Origin of the sequence: Methylopila sp. 73B (assembly GCF_000526315.1) — a bacterium.
Taxonomy (GTDB): Bacteria; Pseudomonadota; Alphaproteobacteria; order Rhizobiales; family Methylopilaceae; genus Methylopila.
This window is the reverse complement of sequence record NZ_JAFV01000001.1, coordinates 2,141,283-2,168,090: the sequence shown is the minus strand read 5'-3', so window position 1 is coordinate 2,168,090 and position 26,808 is coordinate 2,141,283. Positions and strand designations below refer to the sequence as shown.

General features: G+C 67.3%; 23 protein-coding genes and 2 pseudogenes. 6 read left to right on the top strand and 19 right to left on the bottom strand.

The genetic code is table 11. The features are described from left to right. Window positions 1-6 precede the first annotated feature (6 nt). Window positions 7-1,077 (top strand): annotated as a pseudogene (locus K244_RS23110) (IS3 family transposase); the annotation flags it as partial. Here the strand turns inward: K244_RS23110 and K244_RS24140 are convergent. From K244_RS24140 to K244_RS0110475, 10 genes and pseudogenes are all read right to left on the bottom strand, one after another. Continuing rightward, entirely contained in the window at window positions 979-1,305 is a 327-nt protein-coding gene (locus K244_RS24140) for a helix-turn-helix domain-containing protein (RefSeq protein WP_020186226.1), read from the bottom strand. The pseudogene K244_RS23110 and the gene K244_RS24140 sit on opposite strands and share 99 nt — an antisense overlap. A 92-nt stretch (window positions 1,306-1,397) precedes the next feature. Continuing rightward, complete coding sequence (locus K244_RS0110515; protein ID WP_020186225.1) at window positions 1,398-3,494, bottom strand: catalase; 2,097 nt, start codon at window positions 3,492-3,494, stop codon at window positions 1,398-1,400. Window positions 3,495-3,851: 357 nt separating this feature from the next. Continuing rightward, on the bottom strand, window positions 3,852-5,843 hold the full coding sequence (gene fhuB, locus K244_RS0110510) for a Fe(3+)-hydroxamate ABC transporter permease FhuB (RefSeq protein WP_024816434.1): 1,992 nt from the start codon (window positions 5,841-5,843) through the stop codon (window positions 3,852-3,854). Then, the gene (locus K244_RS0110505) at window positions 5,836-6,693 is read right to left on the bottom strand and encodes an ABC transporter substrate-binding protein (protein WP_020186223.1); all 858 of its coding nucleotides are present in this window, start codon (window positions 6,691-6,693) and stop codon (window positions 5,836-5,838) included. The genes fhuB and K244_RS0110505 overlap by 8 nt, the downstream gene beginning before the upstream one ends. A 28-nt stretch (window positions 6,694-6,721) precedes the next feature. Further along, window positions 6,722-8,785: a TonB-dependent siderophore receptor gene (locus tag K244_RS0110500; RefSeq protein ID WP_197027158.1), complete on the bottom strand. Its 2,064-nt coding sequence runs from the start codon at window positions 8,783-8,785 to the stop codon at window positions 6,722-6,724. Between the two features lie 443 nt (window positions 8,786-9,228). Then, window positions 9,229-10,152 carry a FecR domain-containing protein gene (locus tag K244_RS0110495; protein ID WP_020186221.1) on the bottom strand — a complete coding sequence of 308 codons (924 nt, stop codon included), beginning with the start codon at window positions 10,150-10,152 and terminating at the stop codon, window positions 9,229-9,231. A 126-nt stretch (window positions 10,153-10,278) separates the two neighbouring features. After that, complete coding sequence (locus tag K244_RS0110490; RefSeq protein ID WP_245259756.1) at window positions 10,279-10,779, bottom strand: sigma-70 family RNA polymerase sigma factor; 501 nt, start codon at window positions 10,777-10,779, stop codon at window positions 10,279-10,281. 179 nt (window positions 10,780-10,958) lie between these two features. Further along, window positions 10,959-11,312, bottom strand: a pseudogene (locus K244_RS23105) (IS5/IS1182 family transposase); the annotation flags it as partial. A 60-nt stretch (window positions 11,313-11,372) separates the two neighbouring features. Further along, window positions 11,373-12,221: an IS3 family transposase gene (locus tag K244_RS0110480; RefSeq protein ID WP_155931682.1), complete on the bottom strand. Its 849-nt coding sequence runs from the start codon at window positions 12,219-12,221 to the stop codon at window positions 11,373-11,375. Beyond that, complete coding sequence (locus K244_RS0110475; protein WP_020186217.1) at window positions 12,170-12,520, bottom strand: transposase; 351 nt, start codon at window positions 12,518-12,520, stop codon at window positions 12,170-12,172. The genes K244_RS0110480 and K244_RS0110475 overlap by 52 nt, the downstream gene beginning before the upstream one ends. A gap of 215 nt (window positions 12,521-12,735) precedes the next feature. On the opposite strand from K244_RS0110475, the gene K244_RS23575 reads away from it, so the two are divergent. Continuing rightward, entirely contained in the window at window positions 12,736-12,951 is a 216-nt protein-coding gene (locus K244_RS23575) for a DUF1810 family protein (RefSeq protein WP_155931680.1), read from the top strand. 488 nt (window positions 12,952-13,439) lie between these two features. Here the strand turns inward: K244_RS23575 and K244_RS24135 are convergent, their stop codons facing one another. Then, complete coding sequence (locus K244_RS24135; RefSeq protein ID WP_020186214.1) at window positions 13,440-13,589, bottom strand: hypothetical protein; 150 nt, start codon at window positions 13,587-13,589, stop codon at window positions 13,440-13,442. A gap of 193 nt (window positions 13,590-13,782) precedes the next feature. On the opposite strand from K244_RS24135, the gene K244_RS0110455 reads away from it, so the two are divergent. After that, on the top strand, window positions 13,783-14,661 hold the full coding sequence (locus K244_RS0110455; RefSeq protein ID WP_024816431.1) for a hypothetical protein: 879 nt from the start codon (window positions 13,783-13,785) through the stop codon (window positions 14,659-14,661). A 51-nt stretch (window positions 14,662-14,712) separates the two neighbouring features. On the opposite strand, the gene K244_RS0110450 is transcribed toward K244_RS0110455, so the two are convergent. From K244_RS0110450 to K244_RS0110425, 6 genes are read right to left on the bottom strand one after another with little or no spacing between them, the layout of a single operon-like run. Continuing rightward, window positions 14,713-15,507, bottom strand: coding sequence for a glucose 1-dehydrogenase (locus K244_RS0110450; RefSeq protein ID WP_020186212.1), 795 nt, complete (start codon window positions 15,505-15,507; stop codon window positions 14,713-14,715). Further along, window positions 15,504-16,538 carry an NAD(P)-dependent oxidoreductase gene (locus K244_RS0110445; RefSeq protein WP_020186211.1) on the bottom strand — a complete coding sequence of 345 codons (1,035 nt, stop codon included), beginning with the start codon at window positions 16,536-16,538 and terminating at the stop codon, window positions 15,504-15,506. The genes K244_RS0110450 and K244_RS0110445 overlap by 4 nt, the downstream gene beginning before the upstream one ends. Next, entirely contained in the window at window positions 16,535-17,263 is a 729-nt protein-coding gene (locus K244_RS0110440) for an aspartate/glutamate racemase family protein (RefSeq protein WP_024816430.1), read from the bottom strand. The genes K244_RS0110445 and K244_RS0110440 overlap by 4 nt, the downstream gene beginning before the upstream one ends. A 31-nt stretch (window positions 17,264-17,294) precedes the next feature. After that, on the bottom strand, window positions 17,295-18,062 hold the full coding sequence (locus tag K244_RS0110435; RefSeq protein WP_020186209.1) for an ABC transporter ATP-binding protein: 768 nt from the start codon (window positions 18,060-18,062) through the stop codon (window positions 17,295-17,297). 4 nt (window positions 18,063-18,066) lie between these two features. Further along, entirely contained in the window at window positions 18,067-18,888 is an 822-nt protein-coding gene (locus tag K244_RS0110430; protein ID WP_020186208.1) for an ABC transporter permease, read from the bottom strand. After that, complete coding sequence (locus K244_RS0110425) at window positions 18,888-19,895, bottom strand: ABC transporter substrate-binding protein (RefSeq protein WP_036306610.1); 1,008 nt, start codon at window positions 19,893-19,895, stop codon at window positions 18,888-18,890. The genes K244_RS0110430 and K244_RS0110425 overlap by 1 nt, the downstream gene beginning before the upstream one ends. Before the next feature lie 210 nt (window positions 19,896-20,105). Between K244_RS0110425 and K244_RS0110420 the strand changes: the two genes are divergently transcribed. Beyond that, window positions 20,106-20,813 carry a GntR family transcriptional regulator gene (locus K244_RS0110420; protein ID WP_020186206.1) on the top strand — a complete coding sequence of 236 codons (708 nt, stop codon included), beginning with the start codon at window positions 20,106-20,108 and terminating at the stop codon, window positions 20,811-20,813. Between the two features lie 248 nt (window positions 20,814-21,061). Here the strand turns inward: K244_RS0110420 and K244_RS0110415 are convergent, their stop codons facing one another. After that, window positions 21,062-22,267 (bottom strand): RhtX/FptX family siderophore transporter, encoded by a 1,206-nt coding sequence (locus K244_RS0110415; RefSeq protein WP_197027216.1) that lies wholly within the window; start codon window positions 22,265-22,267, stop codon window positions 21,062-21,064. 183 nt (window positions 22,268-22,450) lie between these two features. Then, window positions 22,451-24,676 (bottom strand): TonB-dependent receptor, encoded by a 2,226-nt coding sequence (locus K244_RS0110410; RefSeq protein ID WP_024816429.1) that lies wholly within the window; start codon window positions 24,674-24,676, stop codon window positions 22,451-22,453. A 182-nt stretch (window positions 24,677-24,858) separates the two neighbouring features. On the opposite strand from K244_RS0110410, the gene K244_RS0110405 reads away from it, so the two are divergent. Further along, window positions 24,859-25,812, top strand: a complete 954-nt coding sequence (locus tag K244_RS0110405) for a helix-turn-helix transcriptional regulator (protein WP_020186203.1) — start codon at window positions 24,859-24,861, stop codon at window positions 25,810-25,812. Between the two features lie 209 nt (window positions 25,813-26,021). Further along, window positions 26,022-26,459: a DUF2218 domain-containing protein gene (locus tag K244_RS0110400; RefSeq protein WP_245259755.1), complete on the top strand. Its 438-nt coding sequence runs from the start codon at window positions 26,022-26,024 to the stop codon at window positions 26,457-26,459. The last annotated feature ends 349 nt before the right edge of the window (window positions 26,460-26,808 follow it).

Here is a 26,808-nt window from a genome sequence, read left to right as displayed (position 1 = left end):
GATGCCATGAAACGCAAACGGTATTCGGACGAGCAGATCGCCTTCGCCCTGAGGCAGGCTGAGAACGGCACGTTGGTCGAAGAGATCTGCCGCAAGCTCGGCGTCTCGGAGGCGACGTTCTACCGGTGGAAGAAGCAGTTCGCCGGCATGGGCGTCGTCGAGATCCGGAGGCTGAAGCAGCTCGAGGAGGAGAACGCCAAGCTGAAGCGCCTGGTCGCCGATCTCTCGCTCGACAAGTCGATGCTTCAGGACGTGCTGAGAAAAAAGTTCTGAGGCCCGTCATGCGTCGCGATCTCGTTGCTCATCTTCGAGCGGCCTACGACATCAGCGAGCGGCGGGCCTGCGTCGCCACCGGCTTCGAACGGTCGTCGCAACGCGACCGGTCGAAGCGTGATCCTCAGACAGCCCTGCGGATCCGGTTGAAGGACCTGGCCGCGGTTCGAGTCCGCTACGGCTATCGCCGCCTTCACGTCCTGCTACGCCGGGAGGGCTGGGCGGTGAACCACAAGCGTGTCTACAGGCTCTACAGCGAAGAAGGGCTGTCGATCCGCACAAAGCTGCCCCGACGCAAGCGGGCTGGCGCTACCGGATCGGACGCCCGGATATCACGGAGCCGAACGACGTCTGGGCGATGGACTTCATGTCCGACGCGCTCTTCGACGGCCGGCCGTTCCGGCTGCTGACCATCTTGGACTGCTGTTCGCGCGAGGGGCTCGCAACGGTTCCAAGAGCGAACTTCAGAGCCTTCCACGTCGTGGAGGTTCTCGACCGGCTCGCAGTCGAACGCGGGCCGAGCCGAAGACGATCAGGGTCGACAACGGACCGGAGTTCGCTGGCCGGTTGCTCGACCAGTGGGCCTACCTCAACGGCGTCGAGCTCGACTTCTCAAGGCCTGGAACGCCGACCGACAACGCCTTCATCGAAGCGTTTAACGCCCGCATCCGGGCCGAATGCCTCAACGCAAGCTGGTTCCTGTCGCTACCCGACGCCCGTGACCGGATCGAAGCCTGGAGGATCGACTACAACACCGAACGACCCCACTCGGCCTTGGGCCACTTGACGCCCAACGCCTTCGCTCACCAAGCTCAATACGCCCGAAAGGTCGCATCCTGAGCGGACCAGAGTCAGGGGCAAGACCACCGCGTCCTCATCGAACGCGCCGGCTTCAAACTTCTGCACCCATAAGCGGATCAGCTTGCGCGACAGGTCATGCCGCTTCGCAAGTCCATGCAGCGTCTCGCCAGAGATGAACTCCTGCGCGATCTGGCGCTTGAACGCGATGCTGTGGGATCGATGACGTGTCATGGGGCCTCATCCTCTGATGGTCAGGCCCACGGTCAATTCCTGGAGCACAACCCTTCCACCCCGAAGGGCCCACTCCAATTGGGGGGCGGCGCTCAAGCGAGGATTCGGACCTGTGGTTCGCGGTCCCACTGACGGGTGCGCGCGGGCTTGAGGAACGCCTTCGCGCCGCTTTCGAGTTCGACCACGCCTGCGTCGGGCTCGACGCGGGCCTTGTCGAAAAGCCGCTGCGCGTCCTTGGTGTGGCCTATCGCCTTAAGGTGACCGAACGCATCCTTCACGAAATCGACCGCCGCGCCTTCCTCCAGAAGCTCGGCGCAGCCCGCTTCGGACGCCACGATCGCGACCGCCCCGAAGATGACCGAAGGGGAGCCCTGCAACTGGGCGTCGGCTTTCAGTTTCTTGCCGCCCTTGAGCGTCACGCCGCCGATCTTCAGCGCGACGATCTTGACCGTCGCGCCTTCCGCCTCGGCCGCCGTCTTGAGCGCCTCGACGATCGCGCCGTCGGCCTCGTCGGTGACCAGCAGCCCCACGGCCCGGCCCAGGAGCGTGTCCGGATACTTGCCGACGATGCGGAGCGCCGGCGACGGATCGAGCTCGATCGGTTCGACGGCGGCTTTCGCCTTCTCCGGCAGGTCCATGGCGAGTCCGGCGGCGACGCGCGTCGCGAGCTCTTCATCCACGTTCATGAGGTTGGCGAGCACCCGCAGCCGCACATGTTCGAGCGACACCTTCGAGAGCTCGAACACGATCGCGCTCGCCAGATGCGCCTGCTCGGGCTTCGTCTGCGACCGGAAGAACAGCCGCGCTTGGCTGAAGTGGTCGGCGAAGGTCTCGGACCGGATTCGCGCCTTGGTTCCTTCGACCGGAACGGCCGCCGTCCGGAAGCCGCCCTTGGGGTCGGCGCGCGGGCCGCCGTCCTCGCCGGCCTCAGAGAGGCTGTTGGGCTTGTAGTTCGCCCGGCCCTTCGGAACGTTCGTCTGCATCTGTCCGTCGCGCTGGAAATTCTGGAACGGGCAGCCCTTGGCCTGATTGATCGGAATCTGGTGGAAGTTGACCGTCCCAAGCCGCGAGAGCTGGGTGTCCTGGTAGGAGAACAGCCGGCCCTGCAGCAGCGGGTCTTCGGAGACGTCGATTCCGGGCGGGATGTTGGTCGGCAGGAACGCGACTTGCTCCGTCTCGGCGAAGAAGTTGTCGGGGTTGCGGTTCAGCACCATGCGGCCGATCACGCGGATCGGCGCGACCTCCTCGGGGACGATCTTGGTCGCGTCGAGGATGTCGAACGGCAGCGCGTCGGCTTCCTCCTGGGTGAAGAGCTGGACGCCGAACTCCCATTCGGGGAATGCGCCGTCGGCGATCGCCTCGTAAAGGTCGCGCCGGTGATAGTCCGGGTCGGCGCCGGCGATCTTGACCGCCTCGTCCCAGCAGGTGGACTGCGTGCCGAGCTTGGGCCGCCAGTGGAACTTCACGAGCGTCGCGACGCCGTCCTCGTTCAACAAGCGGAAGGTGTTGACGCCGAACCCCTCGATCATGCGAAGCGAACGCGGGATGCCGCGATCCGACATCGCCCACATGATCATGTGGGTCGATTCCGGCATCAGGCTGATGAAGTCCCAGAAGGTGTCGTGGGCCGAAGCCGCCTGAGGATAGCCGCTGTCGGCCTCCATCTTCACCGAGTGGATCAGGTCTGGGAACTTGATCGCGTCCTGGATGAAGAACACTGGGATGTTGTTGCCGACGAGGTCCCAGTTGCCTTCGCTGGTGTAGAACTTCACCGCGAAGCCGCGCACGTCGCGCGGCGTGTCGACCGAGCCGGCGCCGCCGGCGACGGTCGAGAACCGCGTGAAGACCTCGGTCTTCTTGCCGACTTCGGTGAGGATCTTCGCGGTCGTGGCGTGGGCGAGCGACTCCGTCAGCTCGAAGAAGCCGTGGGCCGCCGAGCCCCGCGCATGGACGATGCGCTCGGGGATCCGCTCATGGTCGAAATGCTGGATCTTCTCGCGAAGGACGAAGTCCTCGAGCAGCGTTGGGCCGCGGCCGCCCGCCTTCAGCGAATTCTGGTTGTCGCTGATCGGCGCGCCGTGATTGGTGGTGATCCGGGGGTCCGGGCTCGATGCGGTCTGATGGAGTTCTCCGCCTGCGCCGAGGTGGGTCGCCGAGGTCGTGTTCTTGGTGCTCTTTGCGTCCGCCATCCTGATCGCCTCATGTCTGTGACACTTCGCGCCCGCGGTGCGTGAGCAAGCTGCGGCTCGTCAGCCGAGCGAAGCCGCCGCTCTCTCGCGAGCCAGCTGAACTGAAGCGCTCAGCTGTTCGAAACGCCCAGGCTAGAGGCGCCAATTCGAGCCTTTGTGGGAGCCAACCGGGCGTCGAAGCCCGACGAACGCCCCATTGGTCGAGGCTGACGCCAGCCTCGGCGACGGTGAGCGGCGAAGGCGTTGCAACGCGCGCCTCGGCGCAGCTTCGCGCAGATTGCCAGGCCCTAGAGACGCCGGGCTGCGACGGGGCCCTGACGAGCGTCGCCCGCTCCTACTGTCCCTGCACCCGCTCGATTATCGGAAACGTCGAGGCGACCTATGGCCGACCATCATGGCGAGCGCCGCCGGCGCGCCAATGAAGGCTGAGACCAGGCCGGCGGGAAGCGGCCATGGATAGGCGACGTTTCGGCCGATCCAATCCGCCGCCGTGAGCAGGGCGGCGCCCACGACCGCCGTGGCGAACGCCCCCGTCCCGTCGGCGCGAAAGCCGGCGAGCCGGGCAAGCCGCGGCGCTATCAGCCCTATGAAGCTCAGCGGCCCGACGATCATGGTCGAGACGCCCGCCGCGAAGGCCGCGAGCCCGAACAGCAAGGCTCGCGCCCGTTGAGGAGGCAGGCCTCCGGCGGAGGCCGTGGTGTCGCCCAGGCTGAGCAGCGCGAGGTCGCGCCGCCCGAGGACGCAGAGCGAAAGCGCGATGACGGCCGCGCCAAGCGCGATCAGGGCGCTCGTCGACGTGACGAGAGAGGTCGAGCCCGACATCCAGTTGAGCAGCGCGATCGCTCTTGGGCCGGACAGCAAGAGCAGCAGCGTGGCGACCCCCGAGAGGAACGCGCCGAGCGCCGCGCCGGCGAGCAGGATGTGGTTCGGCGAGGCTGCGCCGCCCCGGCTTACCAGAGCGAGCAGCCCGAGCGCGACGGCGGCGCCGCCGGCGGCGGCGAGCGGTGGAGCGAGTCCGGCCGCGGCGGGAGCCACCACCGCGATCGTCATGAGGCCGACGCTGGCGCCTTGCGCGACGCCCAGTATTTCGGGACTGGCCATCGGATTCCGGAACAGCGTCTGCAGCACGAAGCCCGACAACCCCGCGAGCGCGCCGGCGGCGCACGCCCCCGTGACGCGCGGCCACCGCAGATCAAACGCGAGGTCGCCTGCGAGAGCCGCCAACTGCCAACCGGACTCCGAACGGACGATGAAAAGGGCGCAGAGCGCAACGAATGCGAGCGTCGGCAACGCCGACGCGAGTTGGCCCGTCGACCATCGGCGTCGAGTGACGTCGTCCGCCATCGCGGCTCCCCCGCCCGACGACTTCAGTCGTCGCATCAGCCAAAGCAGCAGAGGCGCGCCAAGAAATGTGGTCGCCGCCCCGGTCGGAACGGAGCCGAGGCCCGGCGTCGCCTGCAAGATTTGGTCGGTTGTGAACAGCAGGACGGCGCCGACGGCGGCGCTGGAAATCAGTCGCGGCGTAAGCCGTCGCGCGCCCATGAGGGCCGCGACATGAGGCGCGGCGAGCCCGACGAAGCCGATGACGCCGACCGCCGCCGTCACGCTCGCCGCGAGGGCGGCGGCCAGCGTGAAGGCCATGATCCGGACAGCCGCGACGGGCAGGCCCGCGCCTCGCGCGGTCTCGTCCGACAGATCGAGCAGGCTCAGCGATCGAGCGAGGAGCGATGCGAGAGCCGCGGCGCATGCGAGCCGCGCCGCGAGACGAGCGGCCACGCTCCAGCCCGTCTGATCGAGCGCGCCCGACTGCCACAGCAACAGGTCGCTGAGGTGGTCGCGATGAAAGATTATGACGAGCGCCGTGAGACTTGTGCAGTAAAGACCGAAGATCAGGCCGCCGAGCGTCACCGCGACGGGCGCCGCGCGCCGCCGCGCCGCGACGAGCAGCGCAAATCCGACGGCGAGCGCCGCCCCTGCCAACGCGGGAACCTCAGCTCCGAAGACAAGAAGGCCCGGCGCGTAGAGCGTCGCGAAAACAAGGCCTAGCTGAGCGCCGGCGCTGACGCCGAGCACGGAAGGCTCCGCAAGCGGATTGCGAAGCGCTTGCTGGCAAAGCGCGCCGCCAAGACCGAGCGCGGCCCCCGCGATCAGTGCGACGGCTGCGCGCGGCGCGACGGCGAGAGCGAAGACCGCCTGCCTGACGTCGTCGGGAGACGGCTCGCGCAGGGCGTCGAGCCAGAGCGCCGCCGGCAGGGCGGCGTCCGACCGCGCGAAGAAAATCACCAGCCCCAGAATGGCCGACAGAACGAGAAGAGCGATCGGAAGCCGTCGTCCCCGCATGCTAGCCATGGGCGGCTTCCACGGCCCCGACGGCCTGATCCGCGAAGCGAAGCAGAGACGCGAGGCCTCCATAGGGATAAAACCCGCCGAGCCGCGCGATGCGGCCCTTCCGGACCGCAGGCAGGCTGCTCCACAGGGCGTTTGCTGCCGTGGCCCTCGCGAAAGAGCCGCTCGCGTTTTCCAGATCGACGGCCAGAACGACCGCCTCGTTCTCGCCTGCGAGCGCGTCGAGGCCGACGACGGCGGTCCCTAAGTGGGAGAACCGGCCACGCCACGCATTGGGAAGGCCGAGCCGCTCCAGTGCGCCGCCGACCAGCCCGGAGCCGCCGTACAGGGTCGCGTTGCGTCCGGTCTGCGACAGCAGCGCCACGTAAACCGGCGGCGCGCCGACGGCGGCGGCCCGCGCGCGCAGCGCCTCCATTCGCTTTTCGGCTTCGCTCAAGAAGAGACTGGCAGCCTCCTCCCGGCCGAGGCGGAGGCCGAGATCTCCCAGGAGGCCCGCCGCAAAGGCCCAACCCGACGCTTCCGGCGGATATGCCGGGATCGGCAGGACAGGGGCGACGCGCTCGAACGTCCGGCGGTCCAGCGCGGACCAAGAATCCATCAGGATCAGATCCGGCTTCAGCGCGATCAGCCGCTCGAGGCTCGGCTCCCAGAACGGTCCGAGATCGGCGATCGTGTCCGGCAAAGGCGGCGTGGCCACGCGGATCCTAAAGTAACCGACGTCCGAGACGCCGACCGGCGTCACGCGGAGCGCCAGCGCGTGCTCGGCGCCGAGCCAAGCGATCGCGGCGACGCGCGACGGGGCCGGCTCCGCCCGCGCGGCCGTCGCCGCGAGCAGCGCGCCCCCGGCAATCATCGAGAGCGCGTCGCGCCGTGTAGTCGCCTCAGAAATCGACGCGCACCCGGCCGATCACCGTGCGGCGCTGGCCCTGGTAGCAGGACGTCTCTTCCTCGCAGGTGGTAAAATACTTTTTGTCGAACAGGTTCACCGCGTTGAACGCGAAGGTGGCGTTGCGCCACTTGTAGCTCAGCCCGGCGTCGAAGACAGTCCAACTGCCGACCTTCACGGTGTTCGCGGCGTCGCCATAGGTCTTGCCGACGAAGCGAGCGCCGCCGCCGACGCTGACGCCCTGCAAGGCGCCGTCTTGGAACGTGTAGTTCAGCCAGCCGGACGCCGTGTGGGCCGGGACCAGCATGGGCCGCTTGCCGGGATAGGCGCCCTTCTTCACATCGACGTCCGCATAGGTGTAGGAGCCGATGAAATCGAGGCCCTGGTTCAGGCTGACCTTGGCCTCGAGCTCAAACCCCTGTGAGTTTGTCTCGCCCATCGGAACCGGGAAACCGTTCTGATAGACGGTGGCGTTGGTCTTGGTGAGGTCGAAGACAGCGGCGGTGAAGAGAGCGTTCCAGCCCTGCGGCTCGAACTTGACGCCCGCCTCGTACTGCCAGCTGGCCGAAGGCTTAAGCGTCCCGCCGCCCTGCGTGAGGCCCAGCTGCGGAACGAAGGCTTCTGAATAGGACACATAGGGCGCAAGGCCGAACGGCGTCACGTAAGTCAGGCCAACCCGGCCCGAGAACTTGCCGTCCTTGCGCTTGTAGTCATCGGCCGCCAGCCGGTCATGCGTGTCGACCTCGAGATGGTCGTAGCGACCGCCGAGCGTCAGGATCCAATTGTCCCACTTGATCTGGTCCTGCCCGTAAAATCCGATCTGCGTCAGCTTCTGCCGGTAGTTCTGGAAGCTGGTTCCGACCTTGCGCGGATCCGGCATGTCCACGCCGTAGATCGGGTTCGACGGGATCAGGATGGTCGAGCCCCAGGCCGTCTGCCACCCGCGGACGTCGGCGTCGACGTAGTTGTTGTCGACGCCGAAGAGGACCGTGTGGTCGACCGGTCCGGTCGAGAACTTTGCTTCCGCCTGCGTGTCCGACGCGAAGGCGGCCATGTCTTCGTCGAAGGTGCGATTGCGTCTGGCGATGACGCCGAAGTCCGAAGCCCAGTAGCCCTGCGTCACGTCGAGCAGGGTCTCGGTGTGACCAAAGCGGCTGTTTTGGCGCAAGGTCCAGACGTCGTTGAAGGCGTGCTCGAACTCGTAGCCGATCTGCTGCTGGTCCTGTTTGAAGCCGTCGAAGGTCGGATCGCCCACGGACACCCAGCGCGAGCCGGGCGCGCGGGAGTACAATGCGCTGCCGCCTGAGCGGTCGCGCAGCACCTCGCCATAGACGGTGAGCTTGGTCTGATCGTTCGGCTTCCAGGTGAAGGACGGCGCGAGATAGAGCCGATCGTCCTTGCGCTCGTCGCCGGTCGGGTAGTCGAACTGAGTGTTGGACTTCCGGGCGACGCCGATGACCCGGTAGAGGAGTTCGCGGTCGGCGCCGATCGGGCCGCCAATGTCAAATGCGCCCTGGAAGCGCTCGTAGGACCCGACCTGACCCTCGATCTGGTAATGGGCGTCTTCGGTCGGACGCTTGCTGACCTTGTTGATGAGGCCGCCAGCGTCGCTCTGGCCATACAGCGCCGAGGAGGGACCGCGCAGCACCTCGACGCGCTCCAGCGCGTAAGGCTCGGTGCGGAAGAAACTGTAGCTCACGGACGACTGCCGCAGCCCATCGCGGAAATCGCTCGAGGACTGCGCGTTGAAGCCGCGCATATAGACCCAGTCATAGCCCTTCGGATCGGGACCGTACGTCTCGACCAGGACGCCCGGCACGTAGCGCAGCACCTCGGTGACGCTGGTCGCGCCCTGCCGCTCCATCTGCGTGCGGCCGACGACGGAGATCGACTGCGGCGCTTCAAGGATCGGCGTGTCGGTTTTGGTCGCGCTCGCCGTGCGCTTGGCGACGATCCCGTTCACCGGACCCCGGGCGTTCTCGCCCGCGCCTAAGACATCGATCGGCTCCAACGCGATCGTCACGCCGTCGTCGGCCTCGGAGGTCCGGTCGAGACGCACGAGCGTGACGGCCTGAGGGTCAGTGCGCCTTAAATCGACGCCTGCGCCTTCCAGGAGGCGACGCAGAGCTTCGCCCGGCTTCATGACGCCTGCGACCGGCTTGGAAACCATTCCATTGGGAAGGTTGGCGGGGTATCCAATCTGCCAGCCGGTCGCGCGCACGAAGGTATCGAGAGCGGACTGAAGCGGTTGCGCAGGAATGAAGAAAGTGATCGAGCGACTTTCGGAAGCCGCTGCTTTGGGTTGTGCTGCCTGCCCGTGCGCCGCCGAGCACAGCAGCGCAAGCGCCAGTCCGCCCGCGACGCCCCGACGCTTCTTAAGTCCGTTCCGCATGAACATCCCCGCTCGCGAAAGGCAGGTCGCGCCGTTGCGATCACCCTCCCCATGCGGCTGAGACGAACGAGGCGTCGCAGCCTCACAAATTTTTCTGACGCGTTTGACGCTCAGCGGAGCAGCGCGATCCCGCCCGGCAGATCAATCAGCGTCGCCCCCGCCGCGGCGGCGAGCGAACGGAGCGCCACGTCCGCTTGATCCAGGCGGTAATCGCCGCTCACGCGGACGTGCGCCACGCCGCTCCCGAGCAGCACGATGCGGCCTTCGCGATAGGCGCGCAGCCGGTCGACGATCTCGCCGAACGTCCTGTCCCGGAAGCTGAGCCAGCCCTCCATCCAGGCGACCGTGCGCGCGGAGTCCACGGTTCTGGGCGAGGACAAGGCGCTTCGCGTCACCTCGACCGTCTGTCCGGGCTGGAGCGCACGCCGCTCGGATGGCGCGGCCAGTCGTTCGACGTCCACCCGGCCTCGAACGAGAGTGATCTGATCGGCGCTTCCCTCGCGACGAACTTCAAAGGCGGTGCCGATCACCTCCACCAGGCCGAAAGCGCTCTCGACGCGGAAAGGCCGCGCCGGGTCGGCCCGGACATCGAAGAAGGCGGCGCCTTTCAGCAGGCGCACCGAACGCCTGTCGCCCGAGAAATCGACCGCCACGGCGGAAGCTGCATCGAGCGTCATGAGGGATCCGTCGGACAGTGCCACGCGGCTGCGCTCGCCGGTTCCGGAAACGTGGTCCGCCTCGATCTGGACCAGCAATTCCGGCGCCCGGAGTGCGCTCAGTACAGCGACCGCGGCGAAGGACGCCGCAGCGGCGACGACGAGACGGCGGTTTACGGGCGCGCGCGCAGGAGGCGGTTTGCGAAAGCGCAGCGCCGCGCCGCCGATCTCGGGCGAGCTCCAGAGCTCGGCGATGGCGGCGAAGGCCGCGGCGTGCGCCGGATCAGCCCCGCACCATGCGTTGAACGCGCGGACGACCTCCGCCTCTTCTCCCTGAGCCTGGATCTTCAGAAACCAGGCGAGCGCTTCGTCGCGCACGTCATCTGGAGACTGATTATGGTCGCCTGCAGTCTCTCGAAACAATGTCGCCGTCCGCTGTCGTGCGAGGCCTTATAGTCCAGACGATCCGCGACGAAGAACATCACAATCGTCGATCCTCGCTCGCTAGCGGCGATCGAACCTCTCGATGGCGTCAATGCACGCGCTCATCGCGAGCTTCATGTCGTTGTAGACGGTATTTGGCGACACCCCCAAAGCTTCGCCGATGCGCGGATAGGACCAGCCGTCCAGACGGCTCAGCGTGAAGACGCGGCGCGCCCGCTCCGGCAGGCGCCCGAGCACGGTTTCCAGCGCCGCCAGCCTTTCGCGGTCAATCAGCGTCTGGTCGGCCGGCGGCGCGGGCGACATGACGAGCCGAGACTCGGCGCTGTCCGGATCCGCCTCGACGAGCCTTCGGGCGGCTTGCCGACGGGCGTGATCAAGCGCGAGGTTCCGCGCCGTCTGAAACAGAAACGCCTGAACGTGCTCGACGGGATTCTCGCGGATGGCCTGCGCGACGCGCAGGTAGCTTTCCTGCGCGATGTCCTCTGCTGTCTGCGCATCGCGGACGACGCGAAAGATCGAGCCGATCAAAAGACCCCTTCGGCTCAGATAAATCGCGTTCAAGGACGAGTTCGGCATGGAGCACCCGGCGGCGACGGCACCGTAAGCCTCATAACGGACACACGACGACGGCCATTGTTCTGGACAGAAGAAAAAAATATAGCAAGTTCAGTATTTTAGAATTAATACAATGATATGAAGGGTAGGCGTCGGACACGCTTCGCGATCGGATGTTTGGGCGCGCTTCCGTCGGTCCGAGCGCTCTTGTCGAACACCGGGATGTGCGGCTCGATTCCGCGTTCATGGACCAGCCAGGCGAGCGTCTCGGCCGCTCCATAGGCGCTGTCGGCTGCGAGCCGCTCGGGCCAGAACCCGAAGAGCTCTGGGTCCGCTGGATCATGGTGCGGGCCGCCCCGACCTCCGCTTGCCGAATCGCTCGAGAAGCCTCGACGTCGACGATGACGGCGTGGTCGATGTCGATCAGGTAGTCGGTGGCGTAGGCGAAGAACGCGTGTCCTTTGTGTGCGCCCGTCCATTGCGCGGCCGGACCGGACCGCGAGAAACTTCGGCGTCGTCGGGCTCGCCGCGCCCCAGGCTGTCAATCGGCGCTGAACTTTGACCCCTTATTGGAGTGGGCCCCTTGAGGCGGACAGCGATCAGGCTTCGGTTTGGACCGTCTGCTGGGCGTGGTGATCCTCGAACTGGCGCGGGCTGAGGTAGCCGAGCGCCGAGTGAAGCCTCTTTGCGTTGTAGACGTCGTCGATGAAGGTCGGGAGGCTCTCGGCGACGTCGGCGAAGGTCTCGTAGGCCATCGGGTAGACCGCCTCGACCTTGAGCGTCTTCATGAAGCTCTCCGCCTCGGCGTTGTCGTAAGGGTTACCGCGCCGGCCCATCGAGCCGATCAGGCCATGAGCGGCCAGGACGTTGCGGTAAGCTTGGCTGGCATATTGCGACCCGCGATCCGAATGATGAATGCAGCCGGCCGGTGGCCGCCGGCGCTCGATCGCCGTTTCCAGCGCGGCGAGGGTCAGCCGGGCGTCGATCGAGCGGCTGATGGCGTAGCCGACGACGGTTCGCGACCAGGCGTCAAGGACGACCGCCACGTAGATGAACCTGCCGACGACCGGAACGTAGGTGATGTCCGCGACCCAGAGCTGGTTCGGCCTGGTCAGAGCGACGTCCCTGGCGCGGTTTGGGAAGATCGGCCCGTCATGGCGGCTGTCGGTGGTCACGACAGTGCGGCGCCGGCGCTTCGGCTGCAGCCCGTGCTCACGCATCAGCCGCCGAACCTTTTTGTGGTTCACGATCAAGCCCTGCTGACGCAGCGCCGCCTGGACGCGCCGCCAGCCATAGGCTTCAAACGCAGCGGAGATCGCAGTCATGGCTTCCACCAAGGCGGTGTTGTCGAACGCCCGGGCAGGTTCGTCGTAGTAGGCCGATCGCGCGATCCCCATCAGCCGGCATCCCTCGGCAACGGAGAGGCCGTAGGGCCGATGATCGCGGATGTAGGCGCGCTTCTCGGCCGTGGTGCGCTTCGAAGAGCCCCCTTTAAAAACTCGAGTTCGAGCGCTTGCCGGCCGACAAGCCGCTCCAACGCGGCGATCCGCGCCTCATACTCCTGCATCCGGTCCGCAGCCTCGGCGTCTTCATCGAACGCGCCGGCCTCGAACTTCTGCACCCATAGACGGATGAGGTTGCGCGACAGGTCATGCCGCTTTGCAAGGCCGTGCAGGGTCTCCCCGGAGATGAACTCCTGCGCGACTTGGCGCTTGAACGCGATGCTGTGGGATCGATGGCGCGTCATGGGCTCTCATCCTCTGAAAGCCCGGCCAACGGTCAATTCCAAATGCTCGATCCGTCCACCCCGAGGGGCCCACTCCAATCGGCGTCCAATGTTTGACCCCCTGAAGCTGGTTGAGCGGTGTCGATCCCGCCGGCGCGGAGCTGGTCGGGGTTGCGCAGCGTCGGCGGGATCGACGTCCAGAGGGCTGGGCCAGGGGCGGATCTCAGGCGCGGTTCTTGAAGCGCCAGCTTTCGTTGCCGGTCTCGACGATGTCGCAGTGCGCACCCGATGACATGAAATTCCGATCCAGCATGACCCTGTTCGAGCACGCGGCGGCGACCTCGGCACTCCTGTTTGCGACGGCGTTGAACGAGCTCTGCGCGGGAAAACGAGGTGAGCAGACACTCGCCCTTCTTGTGGGCGATCACGGCATCAGCAGTCGCGGGCACTAGGATTGGCGTCTTTTGGCGTGAGCCAGCCAGCATAACGCACCAGCGGCCGCCAGCGGGGAGAACAAGCTTCACGTCGAAACGGAAGCGGCCGTCCTCGTCCATCATTTCGACCGCTTCACAGCGGGGAAGCAGCCATTGAGGCAAAGGGAGCCCATGGAAGCGCCCTGCGACGACGTGTAACTCGAGCCGGCCTTGGCGTACGGAAAGGTCGAAGCGGAGCGTCACGTCACCAGAACGCTCCACGAACTGCCCCTCGGGGATTCGGCAGAGGGGGGAGGAGAATCGCGTTCCACCGAAGTTCCGTGTCCAGATCTCCGCGCTTCCCTTCTCGGACACCTGCCGTTCGACGCTGACTGTCAGCGGAACGTCCGCGCCGGGTGGAGGCAAGCTGATCACTCGGCGGAAAAGGCGGGCGACCAGGCTTTGTCCCCCCTCAATGCCGGCCCGGCCTTGCCAGACGGGATAGCCGTCGGACCGGTGAAACGCCTTCAGCGGCTCTGGCAGCGCGGCGAAAGCCTCCGCTCGGACACAGCGGGGCCGTTCGGCGCGGTCTCGATGGTCGTCGAGATCGCATAGGGCGTCATCTCGGCCTCGATGCAGCGGAGCGACAAAGCGCCAGCGGCCGAGCGGCGATCCATCTGGGCCAGTCTGCGACGGACGCAGACGATTGGCCGGGAAAGCCCCCTCGAATCAATCCTTCCACAGTTGATATCCATAAACGTCCATCAACCAACGGTCGGTAGCCGGCCGCATTGCGAAATAGTTATCGGTGGAGCATCAGCGACGTGCGCGGTTTTCCGCGCCTTGAATGCCTAATGCAGGGGAAGATGGATGGTGAAGGTCGTCGGCACAAACGGCTCGGACACTCTCAAGGGCGGATCGGGTAGCGACGCCCTTTACGGTCTCAGCGGCAACGACGACCTCAGAGGCGGGGCCGGCAACGACAAGCTGACCGGCGGCGCGGGCGACGACCTTCTGCGCGGCGGGGCCGGCAAGGACCAGTTCATCTACGACGCGCGCGGCTTCGGCCGCGACACCGTCGCGGACTTCGCTGCCGGCGACCGGATCAACCTCTCCGCGCTGAACGTCGGCGATCTCGCCACCCTGAAGCCCTACATCACCAACACCGTCGACGGCGCCAAGATCGAGATCGCCTACAACGGCAGCGTCGAGAGCATCCTGCTCTCCGGCGTCTCCGCCGACGATCTCACGAGCAGCAGCTTCGTCTTCAACGCGTCGACGACCGGCCTGACCGTCAACGGAACCAACTATTCCCGCGACGTGCTGTTCGGCGGGTCCGGAAGCGACAAGCTCTACGGCTTCAGCGGCAACGACGATCTGAACGGCGGCGCCGGAGACGACACGCTCGTCGGTGGCGCCGGGAACGATGTTATCCGCGGCGGAGCCGGTAACGACGTGTTCCGCTTTGACTCCCTGAGTGGAACCGACCTCATCGTTGACTTCAAGCGGGGAGCGGACGTGATCGAACTCGATAACGCGGCGTTCACCGCGCTATCGCAAGGCGCCCTTGCGGCGGGGGCGTTCCGGCTGGGAACGGTCGCGACCGATTCGACGGATCGCATACTCTATGACCGTTCGTCCGGAGGGCTTTGGTATGACGCGGATGGCGACGGCGCGGCCTCGGCCATCAAGATCGCAACGCTCGACAACCATGCGAGCCTGACGGCCTCGGACTTCCTTATCGTGTAACGATCAGCGAGAGCCCTTCGGCCTCAGGTGGCGGCAATCACGCGACGATCGCTACGCCGCCATCCAACCGCCGTCGACCATCAGCGTGGCGCCGGTGACGAAGCTCGCCTCGTCGCTCGCGAGGAACAGTGCCGCCTTCGCCACGTCCTCCGAACGGCCGAGGCGAGGCCAGGGCGTACGCCGGCGGGCGCGGTCGAGGACATGGTCGGTCTGCAGATGGCCGCCCTGGCCGGTCACGATCTTGCCCGGCGCCACCGCGTTGCAGACGATTCCCTGCGGGGCGTAATCCGTGGCGATCTGTTTGGTCATGTAGTCGACAGCCGCTTTGGTGACGCCGTAGCCGAGGTCGCCCGGGGCGGCGATCATGCCGTGCTGCGACGACAGGTTGACGATCCGACCGCGCGCCTCGCCGTGGGGCTCCTGCGCCACCATCCGCCGGACCGCAGACTGGCAGCAGAGGAATGCGCCGGTGAGGTTCACCGCGAGCAGCCGGTTCCACGCAGCGAGGTCGAGCTCCAGCAAGGGCCGTTGGTGGCGGACGCAGGCGTTGTTGACCAGCACGTCGATGCGGCCGAACCGGGCGACGGTCTCCGCCATGAGCGCCTCGACGGCCTCCGGCGAGGCGACGTCGGTCGCGACGAACAGCGCGTTGCCACCCTCCGCTGCGATCGTCGCCGTGGTCGGCGCGCCGCCCTCGATCACGGTCTCGGTGACGTCGGCGATCACGACCCGCGCGCCTTCCGCGGCGTACAGCCGGGCGATGGCGCGGCCGATGCCGGAGGCGCCGCCGGTGACGACGGCGACGCGGCCCGCGAGACGGCCGGCGGGCGGGGAGGTGGAGGTCATGGGGCGCTTTCCCAGGGGGCGGAGACGAGGGCGAGGTTTGCGTCGGAGAAGGCGAGCCAGTCGGCAAGCGCCGCGTCGAGGTCGAAGCCGGGCGTGAAGCCGGTGTCGGCGCGGAGGCGTCCTATCGCCATCGACGCGCGGTCATAGGGCGCGTAGAGCGCGACGGTCCCGGGTTCGCCTGCTTTCGCAAGTCGCCAGCGGAGATTGGGCCGAGCGGCGCCAAGGCGTTCGCAGAGCGCCGTCAGCGGCCAGACGTGGCCGGCGCCGAGGTTGTAGACCCGCCGGGGCGGGTTGGACGCGTCGAGCAGCGCGCGGATCGCGGCCGCGGCGTCGCGGGCGTAGAGCCAGTCGCGCGGGTGCGGGCGCGGCAGAACGATCTCCTCGCCCCTGAGCGCCTGGGCCAGAATCTGGAACGGCGCGCTCGGCGTGTCGCGGGCGCCGGTCGCTCGCTCCCAGCGGCCGAAGCATGTTCCAAGCCGGCCCACGCGGATGTCGAGCCCGCGGAGGGCCCCAAACCGGAGCACGGCCGCTTCCGCCGCCTGTTTGGAGATTTCGTAAAGGCCTTCGGGCGCGAGCGGTGTCGCGTTCTCGTCGAGGACGTCCGCCGTGCGGCCGCTCGCGCCGTAGACGGAGCCCGAGCTGAGGTGGACGACGCGCGCCGCGCCGCACGCGGCGGCCGCCTCCGCCACTGCGAGCGCGCCGCCGACGTTGACCTCAAAGATCGCGCGCGGGGTCGCGCGCTCGCGCTCCGGTCCCGCCGTCAGCGCCGCGAGCGACGCGACGCGCGGGGCGCCGCTGCGCGCCATCGCCTGGAGAAGCGCCCCGCCGTCGCGGACATCTCCCCAGACGGCGTCGAACGCGCCGGGAAGCCGGGCGAAGAGGTCGGTCGCTTCCCGCGGGGGCGGCGCGAGATCGTAGCTCGTCACCGCGACGCCGGCCTCGAGCAGGGCCTCGCAGAGCGCGAGGCCGACGAAGCCGGAGCCCCCGGCGACGAAGACCGGGCCGTCCGCGCTCGCCGTCGAGGCGGTCACGCCACGTCGCGGAACAGCGAGCCCCAGCCCTCGACGCGCTTGGGGTCGACGCCCGCGAGGATCAGGCTCTTCCAGACGACCGTCGCGATCGTGTCGTAGACCGGCAGCTCCAGCTCGCGCTCCAGCGCCTCCACCAGCGGCCCGGCGCGCAGGTTGGTGCACACCACCGCGAGCGCCTGGACGCCGTCCGCGGCCACCGCGCGCGCCATTTCCGTGAGCTGCTCGGCGGTGACCTCGGAGAAGGAGAAGTTGTCCTGCAGGCCAAGGTGGCGTTCGTTCGAGAAGTCGACGCCGAGCTTGGCGTAGTTCGCGAGGATCTTGGCCTGCACGTCGTCGCGGTAGGGGGTGACGAGGCCGGCGCGGGTGACGCCGGTCGTCTTCAGGATCTCGTTCAGGGCCAGCATGGAGGTCGTGGTCTTGATCCCGGTCGCGGCGGTGATGCGCTCGCACAGCCGCTCGTCGGCGTTGAATCCGAGCCAGCCCGAGGAGGTGCCGTTCCAGGCGATGACGTCGACCTTGGCGTGGGCGAGCAGTTCGGCCGCCCGCAGGATCTCGGCGTCCTCGAACTGGGCCAGCGCCGCGCCGGAGAGCGCGATCTCGGTGACCTTGAAGCGCCCGAAATGGGCCGAGACCTCCGGCAGGCCTGCGACCATGGCCTGGGTGACCGGCTCCAGCACGGTGTTTGAGGACGGAGTGAGCATGCCGAGGAGTACGCGTCGCGTCATGATGCTTGAACCTGTGGAGACGGGAGTGCGCTCAGGCGGCCGCGACGCGGCCAGGACGGAGCAAATGGAGGATGTGGCGCTTCATCTCGTTGAAGCGCGGCCCCGTGACGTCGCGCGGGCGCGGCAGGTCGATCGGGATGATCTCGGAGATCCGGCCGGGACGGGCGCTCATCACCGCCACGTGGGTGCCGAGGGTGAGCGCCTCGTCGACGCCGTGGGTCACGAACACGATCGTGCCCTGATGCCGCTCCCAGATGCGGATGAGCTCGGTCTGCATGTCCATGCGGGTCTGCTCGTCGAGCGCGCCGAACGGCTCGTCCATCAGGATGACGCCAGGGTTCATGAGCAAAGCGCGGGCGATGCCGACACGCTGGTTCATGCCGCCCGACAGTTCCGAGGGGTAATGGTTCTCGAAGCCCGTGAGGCCGACGAGGTCGATGTAGCGCTGGGCCTGCTCGCGCCGAACGGCCTTCAGGCCGCCGCGGAGCTTCAGGTGGAACGCCACGTTCTCCCACACCGGCAGCCAGGGCATCAGGTTCGCCTGCTGGAACACGACCCCCCGGTCGGAACCGGGCCCTGCGACGGCCTGGCCGTCGACCAGCACCTCGCCGGAGGTCGGCGTCTCGAAGCCGGCGATCATGTTGAGAAGCGTGGACTTTCCGCAGCCGCTCGGCCCCAGCAGGCAGATGAACTTGTTGCGCCGCACCGTGAGGTCGACGTCGGTGAGCGCCGCCACGTCCACGTTGCGCTTGGAGTCCCGGAACAGCTTCGAGACGCCGCGAATATCGATGGTCGCCATGGGGTCAGCCCTCTCCGCCGCGCAGCGTCGCGCCGCGCCGCCACCGCAGCGTCCGGTTCATCACCGCACGGATCGCGAGATCGCTGAGGAAGCCGAGGAGGCCGATCGAGGCCATGGCCGCGAGCACGATGTCGTAGCGGAGGAAGTAGTAGGAATCCCAAAGCACGTAGCCGAGGCCGCTTTTCACCGCGACCATCTCGGCCGTGACGGTGAGCATCCAGGCGGAGCCCACCGCGATGCGGAGGCCCGCGAAGATGCTGGGCATGGCGGCCGGCACCACGATGAAGCGCAGCAGCTTGCCCTGATCCCCGCCGACCATGGCGCCCGCGCGGATCAGGTCCCGGTCGCAGCTCTTCACGCCGTGGATGGTGTTGAGCAGGATGGGAAAGAACGCGCCGAGGAACACGAGGAAGATCGCCGGCTTGTCGGCGATGCCGAACCAGATGATCGCGAGCGGGATCCACGACACGGGGGGGATCGGCCGCAGGGTCTGCAGCGTCGGTTCGATCACCGCCTCGATCCGCCGCGACCAGCCGATCGCGACGCCGAGGCCGACGCCGAGCGCGGCGGCGATCGCAAAGCCCGCGAGCACCCGGGCCGAGCTCGCAGCGGTGTCCGCGAGCCACCTGCCGCTGTGGCTCTGGGTGTCGCCGCTGTAGCCCGTCAGCCAGTCGGCCCAGGCCAGCGCCACCATCGACGGCGCCGGCAGCAGGGACTCCGGCAGCACGCCGGAGCGGGAGAAGATCTCCCACCCCGCGACGAGCAGGACAGGGACGGCCGCGCGCTCCAGCACGCGCTGCCAGCGGGCCGGCGCCGCGGTCCCCATCAGTAGCCGAGCTCGGTCTTCGGCTTGCCGGTCGCCGCTTCCAGGAAGCTGTAGTCCATGTTGGCCTCGACCTTGGCCGTTACGTCCTTCGAGATGTACTTCAGGTCGCGCATCATGCCGGCGATCGCGATCGCCTCGGGACGGTGCATCGGCGCGTCGGGGTAGAGATTGCCGATCGCGCCCTCGGCGATCTTTCGGTCGAGGCCCGTGACCTTCACGATCACGTCCGCCCAGAGGCCCTTGTCGGCCGAGATCTTCTCGTTGACCGCGACGACCCCTCCGACGACGGCCTGCACGCCCTCGGGATTGGAGGCGATCATGTCGGAGCGCGTGACCATCAGGTTGGTCAGCCTGCCGGCGGGCTGGTCGTAGGGGTGCGTGAACAGCTTGGCGCCCTTCGACTGCAGGATCTGCGTGCCGAACGGCTCGACGGTGCAGATCATCTCCACCTCGCCGCGCCGCAGCGCCTGGATGTGGTCCGACGGGTTGGGGATGTTGACGAAGGTGACGTCCTTGTTGACGTCGATGCCCTGCTTGGCGAAGGCGCCGCGCATGTGGATGTCCTGCGCATTGCCGCGCGAGGCGGCCACGCGGAACGGCTTGCCGTCCTCCTTGTGCTTGGCGATCAGCGCCTTGAGGGCGGTCCAATCGTCGGCGTCGACCGGCAGGTCGTTCGCGGCGAGCAGGGTGGAGCCGCCGCTGACCTGGCCGGAGATCGCCACCACGTCGAAACCGCGGTCGAGCGCGGTCGCGTAGTGCAGGTAGGTGACCTGCGCCACATCGATGCTCTTGGAGACCAGAGCGGTCAGCACGTCGTTGCCGGTGGTGAAGCCGATGGCCTCGACCTTGGCGCCCTTGGCGTTCTCGGGCACCAGCGTCAGCGGGGTGCAATGCGCGCACTTGGCGTAGCCAAGTTTGACCGGCTCCTGCGCAGCCGCCGCGCCTGCGGCGAGCGTCACGAAGGCGAGCGCCGCCGCGAAGCGGCGGGCGACGCGGAAGAGGGGCATGCTGCTCATCGACGGGTCTCCGGTTCGCCCGCTGCGCCCTTGCCGCGGATCTGCAAGACGCATGCGGTATGCGATATGAATTTACGTTCGATATTTCAGTGTGATAAAATATGTTTCGAAGGATGTCGTGTCGATTTGTGAAGCAGGGGTGGCGGGCAAATGCCGAAATCAGAGGCAGGGGCGACGAAGCCGGCCCGGGCGCGCGCCCGGATGAAGTTCCAGCCGGACCGCCTCAAGCTCTCCGGCGGTTCGGCCGCATCGCCGCTGAACACGGCCTCTCTGCACGATCAGCTCACCGCGCGGCTGCGCCAGATGGTGCTGGAGGGCGAGTTGCGTCCCGGCAGCCCTTTGCCCGAGAAGATGCTGTGCGAGACCTTCGGCGTGTCGCGCACACCGCTGCGCGAAGGCTTCAAGGTGCTGGCCTCGGAAGGGCTGATCCTGTTGCGTCCGCACCGAACGCCGGTGGTCGCGCCGGTGGATGTGGCGGAGGTCGCCGCGGCGTTCGACGTGCTCGTCGCCCTCGACCGGCTGGCGGGGCTCCGCGCCGCCGCCGCCGCGACCGCGGCTGACGTGGAGCGCCTCGAGGTCATGCACGCCGAACTCGTCGCGCATCACTATGCGGGCGCGCGTCCGGAGTACTTCCGCCAGAATCAGGACATCCACCGCGAGATCACCCGGCTCGCGGGGAACGCCGTGCTGGACGGCCTGTGGTCGGGCCTCAGCGCCAAGATTTACCGCGCCCGCGCCCAGGCGAACCTCGATCCCGGCCGCTGGGACGCCTCGCTCGCGGAGCACGAGCGCTTCACCGCGCTGTTCGTCGCCGGCCGGGCCGAGGCCTTCGCGGAGGCGCTTGCCGAGCACACCGTCCTGACGAGCGCCGCGGTGGTCGCTGGGCTGAAGGACATAGCCCAAGCCTGAGCTGGCGCTCTATTTCGTTGGCGTTGCGTCCGGATATAGCCGTCGGTGCGGCTGAGGATCGCGACGGCGACGGCAAGGCGATGGGCTGGGCGCCTTACGCTGTCCAGGTTGTGGACCGATCGGGATGGATGCGGCGGCCGTGAACAAGCGCCTTAAGGCTCAAGCGCTACAGCCGCCGCAAGCCAATATGGAAAGCACGCTATAAACGTCGGGTAGCCGACAACTCCCTCAGAACACCACACTATGGATCAATTTTGCGCATCGGTCTGAGTGTGAGGTTCGGCGGCGTTCCTTCGTTCCATTGTTCCAAGCAACAGCGATGACGCGGCGACCCCGAGGATAGAGACCGCCGTCGCCAGGCCGAACAGCGCGCCGTAGCCGAGCGCGTCGGCGAGCAGTCCCGCGAGCGAGGAGCCGACGAGATAGATCACGAGCTCGGCGCAGACGAGGATCGTGAAGTCGGTGCCGGGCTGGTCGTCTGAGGCGACGCTCATGAACAGCGAGTAAATCGCGACCAACTCCATGTAGCGGATGAAGGTCTGGACCGCGGAGGCGGACATCGCGACCGCGAAGCCCGGCAGCACGTCGAACGCGCTGAGCGTGAAGGCGAGGAAGCAGAGGCTGCGCAAAACCCCGAGCAGGATCAGGGTAGCGGTCAGGCCCGTCTTTCGGATCAGCGCCGCCGCGATGAGGGCGCCGAGCAGGCCGGCGGTTGCCGCCGAGCCGCCCGACAGATAGCCGATCCAAGACATCGGCAGACCGCGGTCGATGAGATAAGGTCCCTCCATACCGCGTACGAGGCCCTCGCTCGCCCGGTAAGTCAGCGCGAACGCGAGGATGAGCCAGACGTTCGGCCGGCGAAAGAATCCGAGCACGCTCGGACGAGGAGCTCCAGGCTCGGATGGACGCGCGTCCTCCGTCATCCAAACTGTCGCGGCCAGCGGAAGCAGCGACAGCGTGGCGACCGTGAGGATGGTCGCCTGCCAGCCCACGGCGCGGAACAGCACCAGCGCCAGCGTCCCGCCGATGATGACGCCGAGCGCCACCGCGCCGGCCTGGATCGCGTTGCCGATCGGGCGCGACGTCGCCGTCAGGTTGCGGACGGCGTAGCCGTCGGTCGCGATGTCCTGCAGGGACGACAGCACGGTGATGCAGAGTCCGATGGCGAACAGCGCCCCCGCCTGGTTGGGCTCGAACAGCGCCATCGAGGCGATGCCGAGGCTGACGAGGATCTGAGTGGGCGCGACCCAGCCCCGGCGGTGGCCGAGCCGCGGCGCCGGGGACCATCGGTCGACCAGCGGCGCGACGGCGAACTTCAGGATCAGCGGCAGCATCAGCAGCGAGAACAGGCCGATGACGGTGAGCGAGGCGCCGGACTCGCGCATGATCGGGGGCAGCGCCACTAGCAGCAGATAGGTCGGCACGCCCTGCGCGAGGTAGAGCCCGCCGAGGATGGCGTAGAGGCGGACGACTCCCGCCCGCGCCGGTGCGTCAGGGGCGGGGCGGTCGAGGGGGGCGGGGTGCGGCACGGGCTGTCCTGCGGTGCGGATGTGGGCTCAGGAAACGCGCGTCGGCCGCGGGGCGCGCCCGCGGCCGGAAACGAGCCAATACGAGGAAGCGCGATCGCCGGTCACGCCTCAGAACGTTTTGGTGACGGAGGCGGCGAAGGTTCGGCCGCGGCCCTTGTAGTCGAAGATCGACTCGTCCGCGAGCGCGCCATAGAGCGCCTTGGCGCGCTGGCCCCAGACCGTCGTGTAAGTCTTGTCGAAGAGGTTGTGGACGCCGAAGTTCAGCGTCACGTCGGCGGCCGCGAAGGTGTAGGCCCCGGTTAGGTCGAACAGCGTGTAGCTGTTGATCTTGTAACCGTCGGAATCGCTCAGGTCGAAGACGTGCTGGCTCTCAAGGCGGAGGCTGAGGCCATAGCCCTGCCAGCCGAGGTGGCCGCCGAGCTTCGACACGCTGGCGCTGCCCACCGTGTCGTTGCGCCAGCGCCCGTCGTCGCGGACCTCGGTGTCCACCCAGTGCCCGACCGCGCCGATCTCGAAGCCATGGCCGAGCTGCGCTCCGGCCTTGGCCTCGACGCCGTAGACCCGGCGCTTCTGCTTCTCCACGTCGATCGCAAGCGTCGCGCGGTTCAGCACGATGGAGCGGTCCGACAGCGAGTAATAGGCCGATGTTTCGAGATTGTAGACGCCGTCGTTGAACCGGTAGCCCACCTCGAACGAGTTGGTCTTGATCGCGTCGAGCGCCGATCCGCTGACGCTGGCGCCGTTCAGCAGCGTGTAGTGGCCGCCCGACAGCTGGTACGATCCGACGCCGTAGTACTTGGCCGGATCGGGCAGCTCGAAGCCTTGGCTGAAGTTGGCGTAGATCTGCTGGGCGTCGGTCAGGCGGTAGGCCGCGCCGGCGTTGAGCAGGATGGCGTCGTAGTTCGTCGACCCGCCGGGTATCGAGCCCGCCGAGACGGCCGCCCCCTGCAGGATGGCGACCTGTTGCGCGGCGCCGACGAAGCTTCCCACCTTGGTTCGGACGTACTGGTAGCGCGCCCCGCCGGTGAGCGTCAGCTTGTCGGTGGCGTCATAGGAGGCCTCCGCGAAGCCCGCGATCGTCTGGACGTCGATCTTTGGATAGAGCCCCGTTGTTCCGATCGTCTCGAAGGTCAGGCCCCCGGTCTGAGCCGCGGTGAGCGTGTCGAAGATGTGCTGCTTCGATGCGAGCCGGTCCTTGTCGCCATCAACGCCGTAAGTGATGCGCAGCTTGTCGATCGGCTCGGCGACCAGCGCGGCCTTGAAGCCGTAGTAGTCGGTGTTCTGTTCGCTGCCGCCGAAATAGCTGCCGTAGGGGAAGGGGTGGAAGTTGATTTCTTCCCGCCGATAAAAGCCCTGCAGCAGCAGCTCCTGGCCCAGCACGTTGGAGTCCGTGTAGCTGGCGTTGATCATCGACCGCTCGGTCTTGGGGTCGAAATCCGATTTGTAGCCCTTGCGGGTCTCGAACAGGCTTGGATCGCGCAGAGCGGCGAAGTTCTGGCCGTAGTACAAGCCGTACTTCGCGTTCTGTTCGCTGCTGAAGTGTTGCGCGCCGATCTCGAGCCGCCGACCGGGATCGATTTGGAGGCCGAGCGAGCCCATGACGTCGATGCGCCCGTTGAAGGCGGTCGAGGTCTGGGTGATGTCGGGCACCAGGATCGTGCCGCTTCCGTCGTAGAACGCGCCGGACTTGGAGCCCGCCATCGAGAGCCGAGCGTCCCAGCGCTCGCTGTTGTAGGTCAGCGCCCCCGCGGCGTTGCGGTCAAGGTCGTTCCCCTTGTTGAAGCCGCTCTCGAGCCCGGCCGTCGCCTCGCCGTGGACGCCCGGCGCCGCGTCCTTCCCCTTCTTGGTGATGATGTTGATGATGCCGCCGGTGGCGTTGCCGCCGTAGAGCGCTGTCGCGCCGGAAAGCACCTCGACCCGCGCGATGTTGAATGGGTCGATCGAGTCGAACTGCCGGCTGAGTCCGCGGGCGGAGTTCAGCGACACGCCGTCGATCAGGATGAGCGCCGTGCGGCCGCGCAGATTCTGGCCATAGGAGGTGCGGCCGCCGGCGCTCGCGGCGTCGAAGCTCGGGATGTCCTGGCCGAGGATCTGCTGCAGCGTCTGGCCGGCGCGGGCCTTGGCCTGGATCTTGTCGCCGTCGAGGACGTAGATCGTGCGCGCGGTCTCGGAGATGCGCTGAGGCGCGCGACCGCCCGTCACTGTGATCTCGTCGAGCTGGACGGCGGCGTCCTGCCCTCCGGCGGCGTCCTGCGCCCGGGCCCCTCCGGCTCCCGCAACCGTCGCGGCGCACAAGGCAAGCCATGAGACCTGCGCGCGAAAATTGATGTTCATCATTATCCCCAAAAGCAACCGCGCGCCCGAAAGGCCTCTTCCAGCCGCACCGCACGCATCTCTACTAGATAAGATAAATTCTAATCTAGTAGCGTCCGCTTACATTTAAGGGATGATAATGCTACGCGCTTGGAGAATAGCGAACTGACTGCGGACAATTGCGAACCGGCCGAGGCAGAGATTTGGAACGATTCGAAACCAGCGGCGCGCGAACGTTCGGCGACGCCGGGTCCGCCAGCGGCCAGGGTGACCGGATCTGCAACGCGATGTTGCAGGACCTGTTCGGCGCCGGCACGACGATGCTGACCGAGGGGGCTTTGGGGAGCGCTAAGGGTCTGTTCTGGAGTGATCACGCACTGTCGCTCGCCACATTCTACTTCCAGAAAAGCGCCGTTCGGCTGCAGACGCCCGGCGCCAAAAGAACGAGCGTCGTCATCCTGCGCGCCATGGACGGTCCCGCGGTCGTTCACCAGAAACGGCGGATCGTTGAGGCGGAGCGCGCGGACTACGTGTTCCTGTCGCCGGGCGAGCCGTTGGACATCCGCCTGCCCCAAGGCGGCCGGCTCGACTGCGCCTGCCTGCCACCGCACGCTCCCGGCGTGACGAACCACCGGCTCGCGAGCCTGATGATGCGAACGCTGCCGCACGACTTCCTGCCCCTTCAATTGCTGACAAGCTACGCCGGCTACCTACTTCAGCGCGCCCCGCGCAGTCGGGATGAGGCTAGCTTGATGGTGGCGCACTTCTACGCCCTGCTTCCGTTGGTGGCGGACGTCTCCATTGAGACGCCCGCGCCCAAGCCGGGGAGGGCGGGCTCCGTCAAGGCGCGGATCGAGCGCGGGCTGACAGACGCCGCGTTGTCGCTTCCCGATCTCGCCGCAGAGGAGGGCGTGACCTCCCGTACCCTCCAGAAGCTGTTCAGCCGGGAGGGCACCACCTTCTCGCGCTATGTGCTGGAGCGCCGGCTCGAGCGCGCGAAGGCGGCGATCCTGCTCAGCCCAGCCGACTCCCCGATCCACCGGATCGCCTACGACGTCGGCTTCAACGACCTGTCCTACTTCAACCGGACCTTCCGCCAACGCTACGGCCTAAGCCCCTCAGAACTTCGTTGCTCAACGGCACGGGACCACGGCTGACGGGCGGCGTCGATCCGCTCATACCCTGACAGGGAACGTCCGTCGCGTTGTTGGATCTCGTCTGACGGCTTGACGCGCACGGCGCTTTGATCGCATTGGGCGCCAACGCGTCGTCTATGCCGCCCCCCGCCGCGCGAGGCAACAGGAGGATCGGGACGCTCCCGATCGCGAGTCCCATGACCCGTCTTGTCGCCGAGACCGACATCGCGATGGCGGACGCGGAGGCGCTCATCGGGCCGGTCTGCGAGCATCTCGCCGAGCATGGCGCTACGATAGATCGCGACGGCGACGCCGGGATCCTCATCTGGCCGCAGGCGCGGCTTCAGGCGGGCGGCGGGCGACTAACGGCCCGCGCGGAGGCGGACGACCGCGAGTCGCTCTATCTCCTGAAATTCGGCATCGCGTCGCATGTGATCGAATTCGCGGGCGAGCCTTCGCCGTCGATGGCTTGGTCCGGGGGCGGGCTGGACATCGTCACCCCGCCCAATTTCCGGGTGGCGACCGTCGTCGCGGTCGCCGAACCGCTCTGCCCGCGATTTCGCGCATCCTCGAGACGGCGTCGCCCGAGCTGCGGGGAACCCCGATCATCGAGATCGGAGGGGCGGACGACCAGCAGTCGCTCGTTCGGCCCGAAGGCGTCGAACTGATCTGGCTTCGGCGCGATCGCGGCGACCGATCCCTCGCGGACACGGTGGAATCGACGCCGCTCGCCAGCGGATCGACATCGCGTTTCCTCTGGCGGGATGTGAGTTCGACGGCTTCAAGCGGATCCGCGCCCATGCGCGTAAGACGCTAGGGCTCGCGAAGGCCGAGCATGTCGTCGTCTCCTACTGGCGTCGAGGCGGCACGGGGTCGGAGTCGGAGTGACGCCTCTGCTTCGACGTCGCCGAAGAACGGTGCGCCGGGCGCAAGCCTCTCTTCGGCTTTCTATAATGACGTCGAAACACACTTCGCGCCGCTCGGCGTATTCCTCCCGCCGCCTCGCGTAAGCTGGAA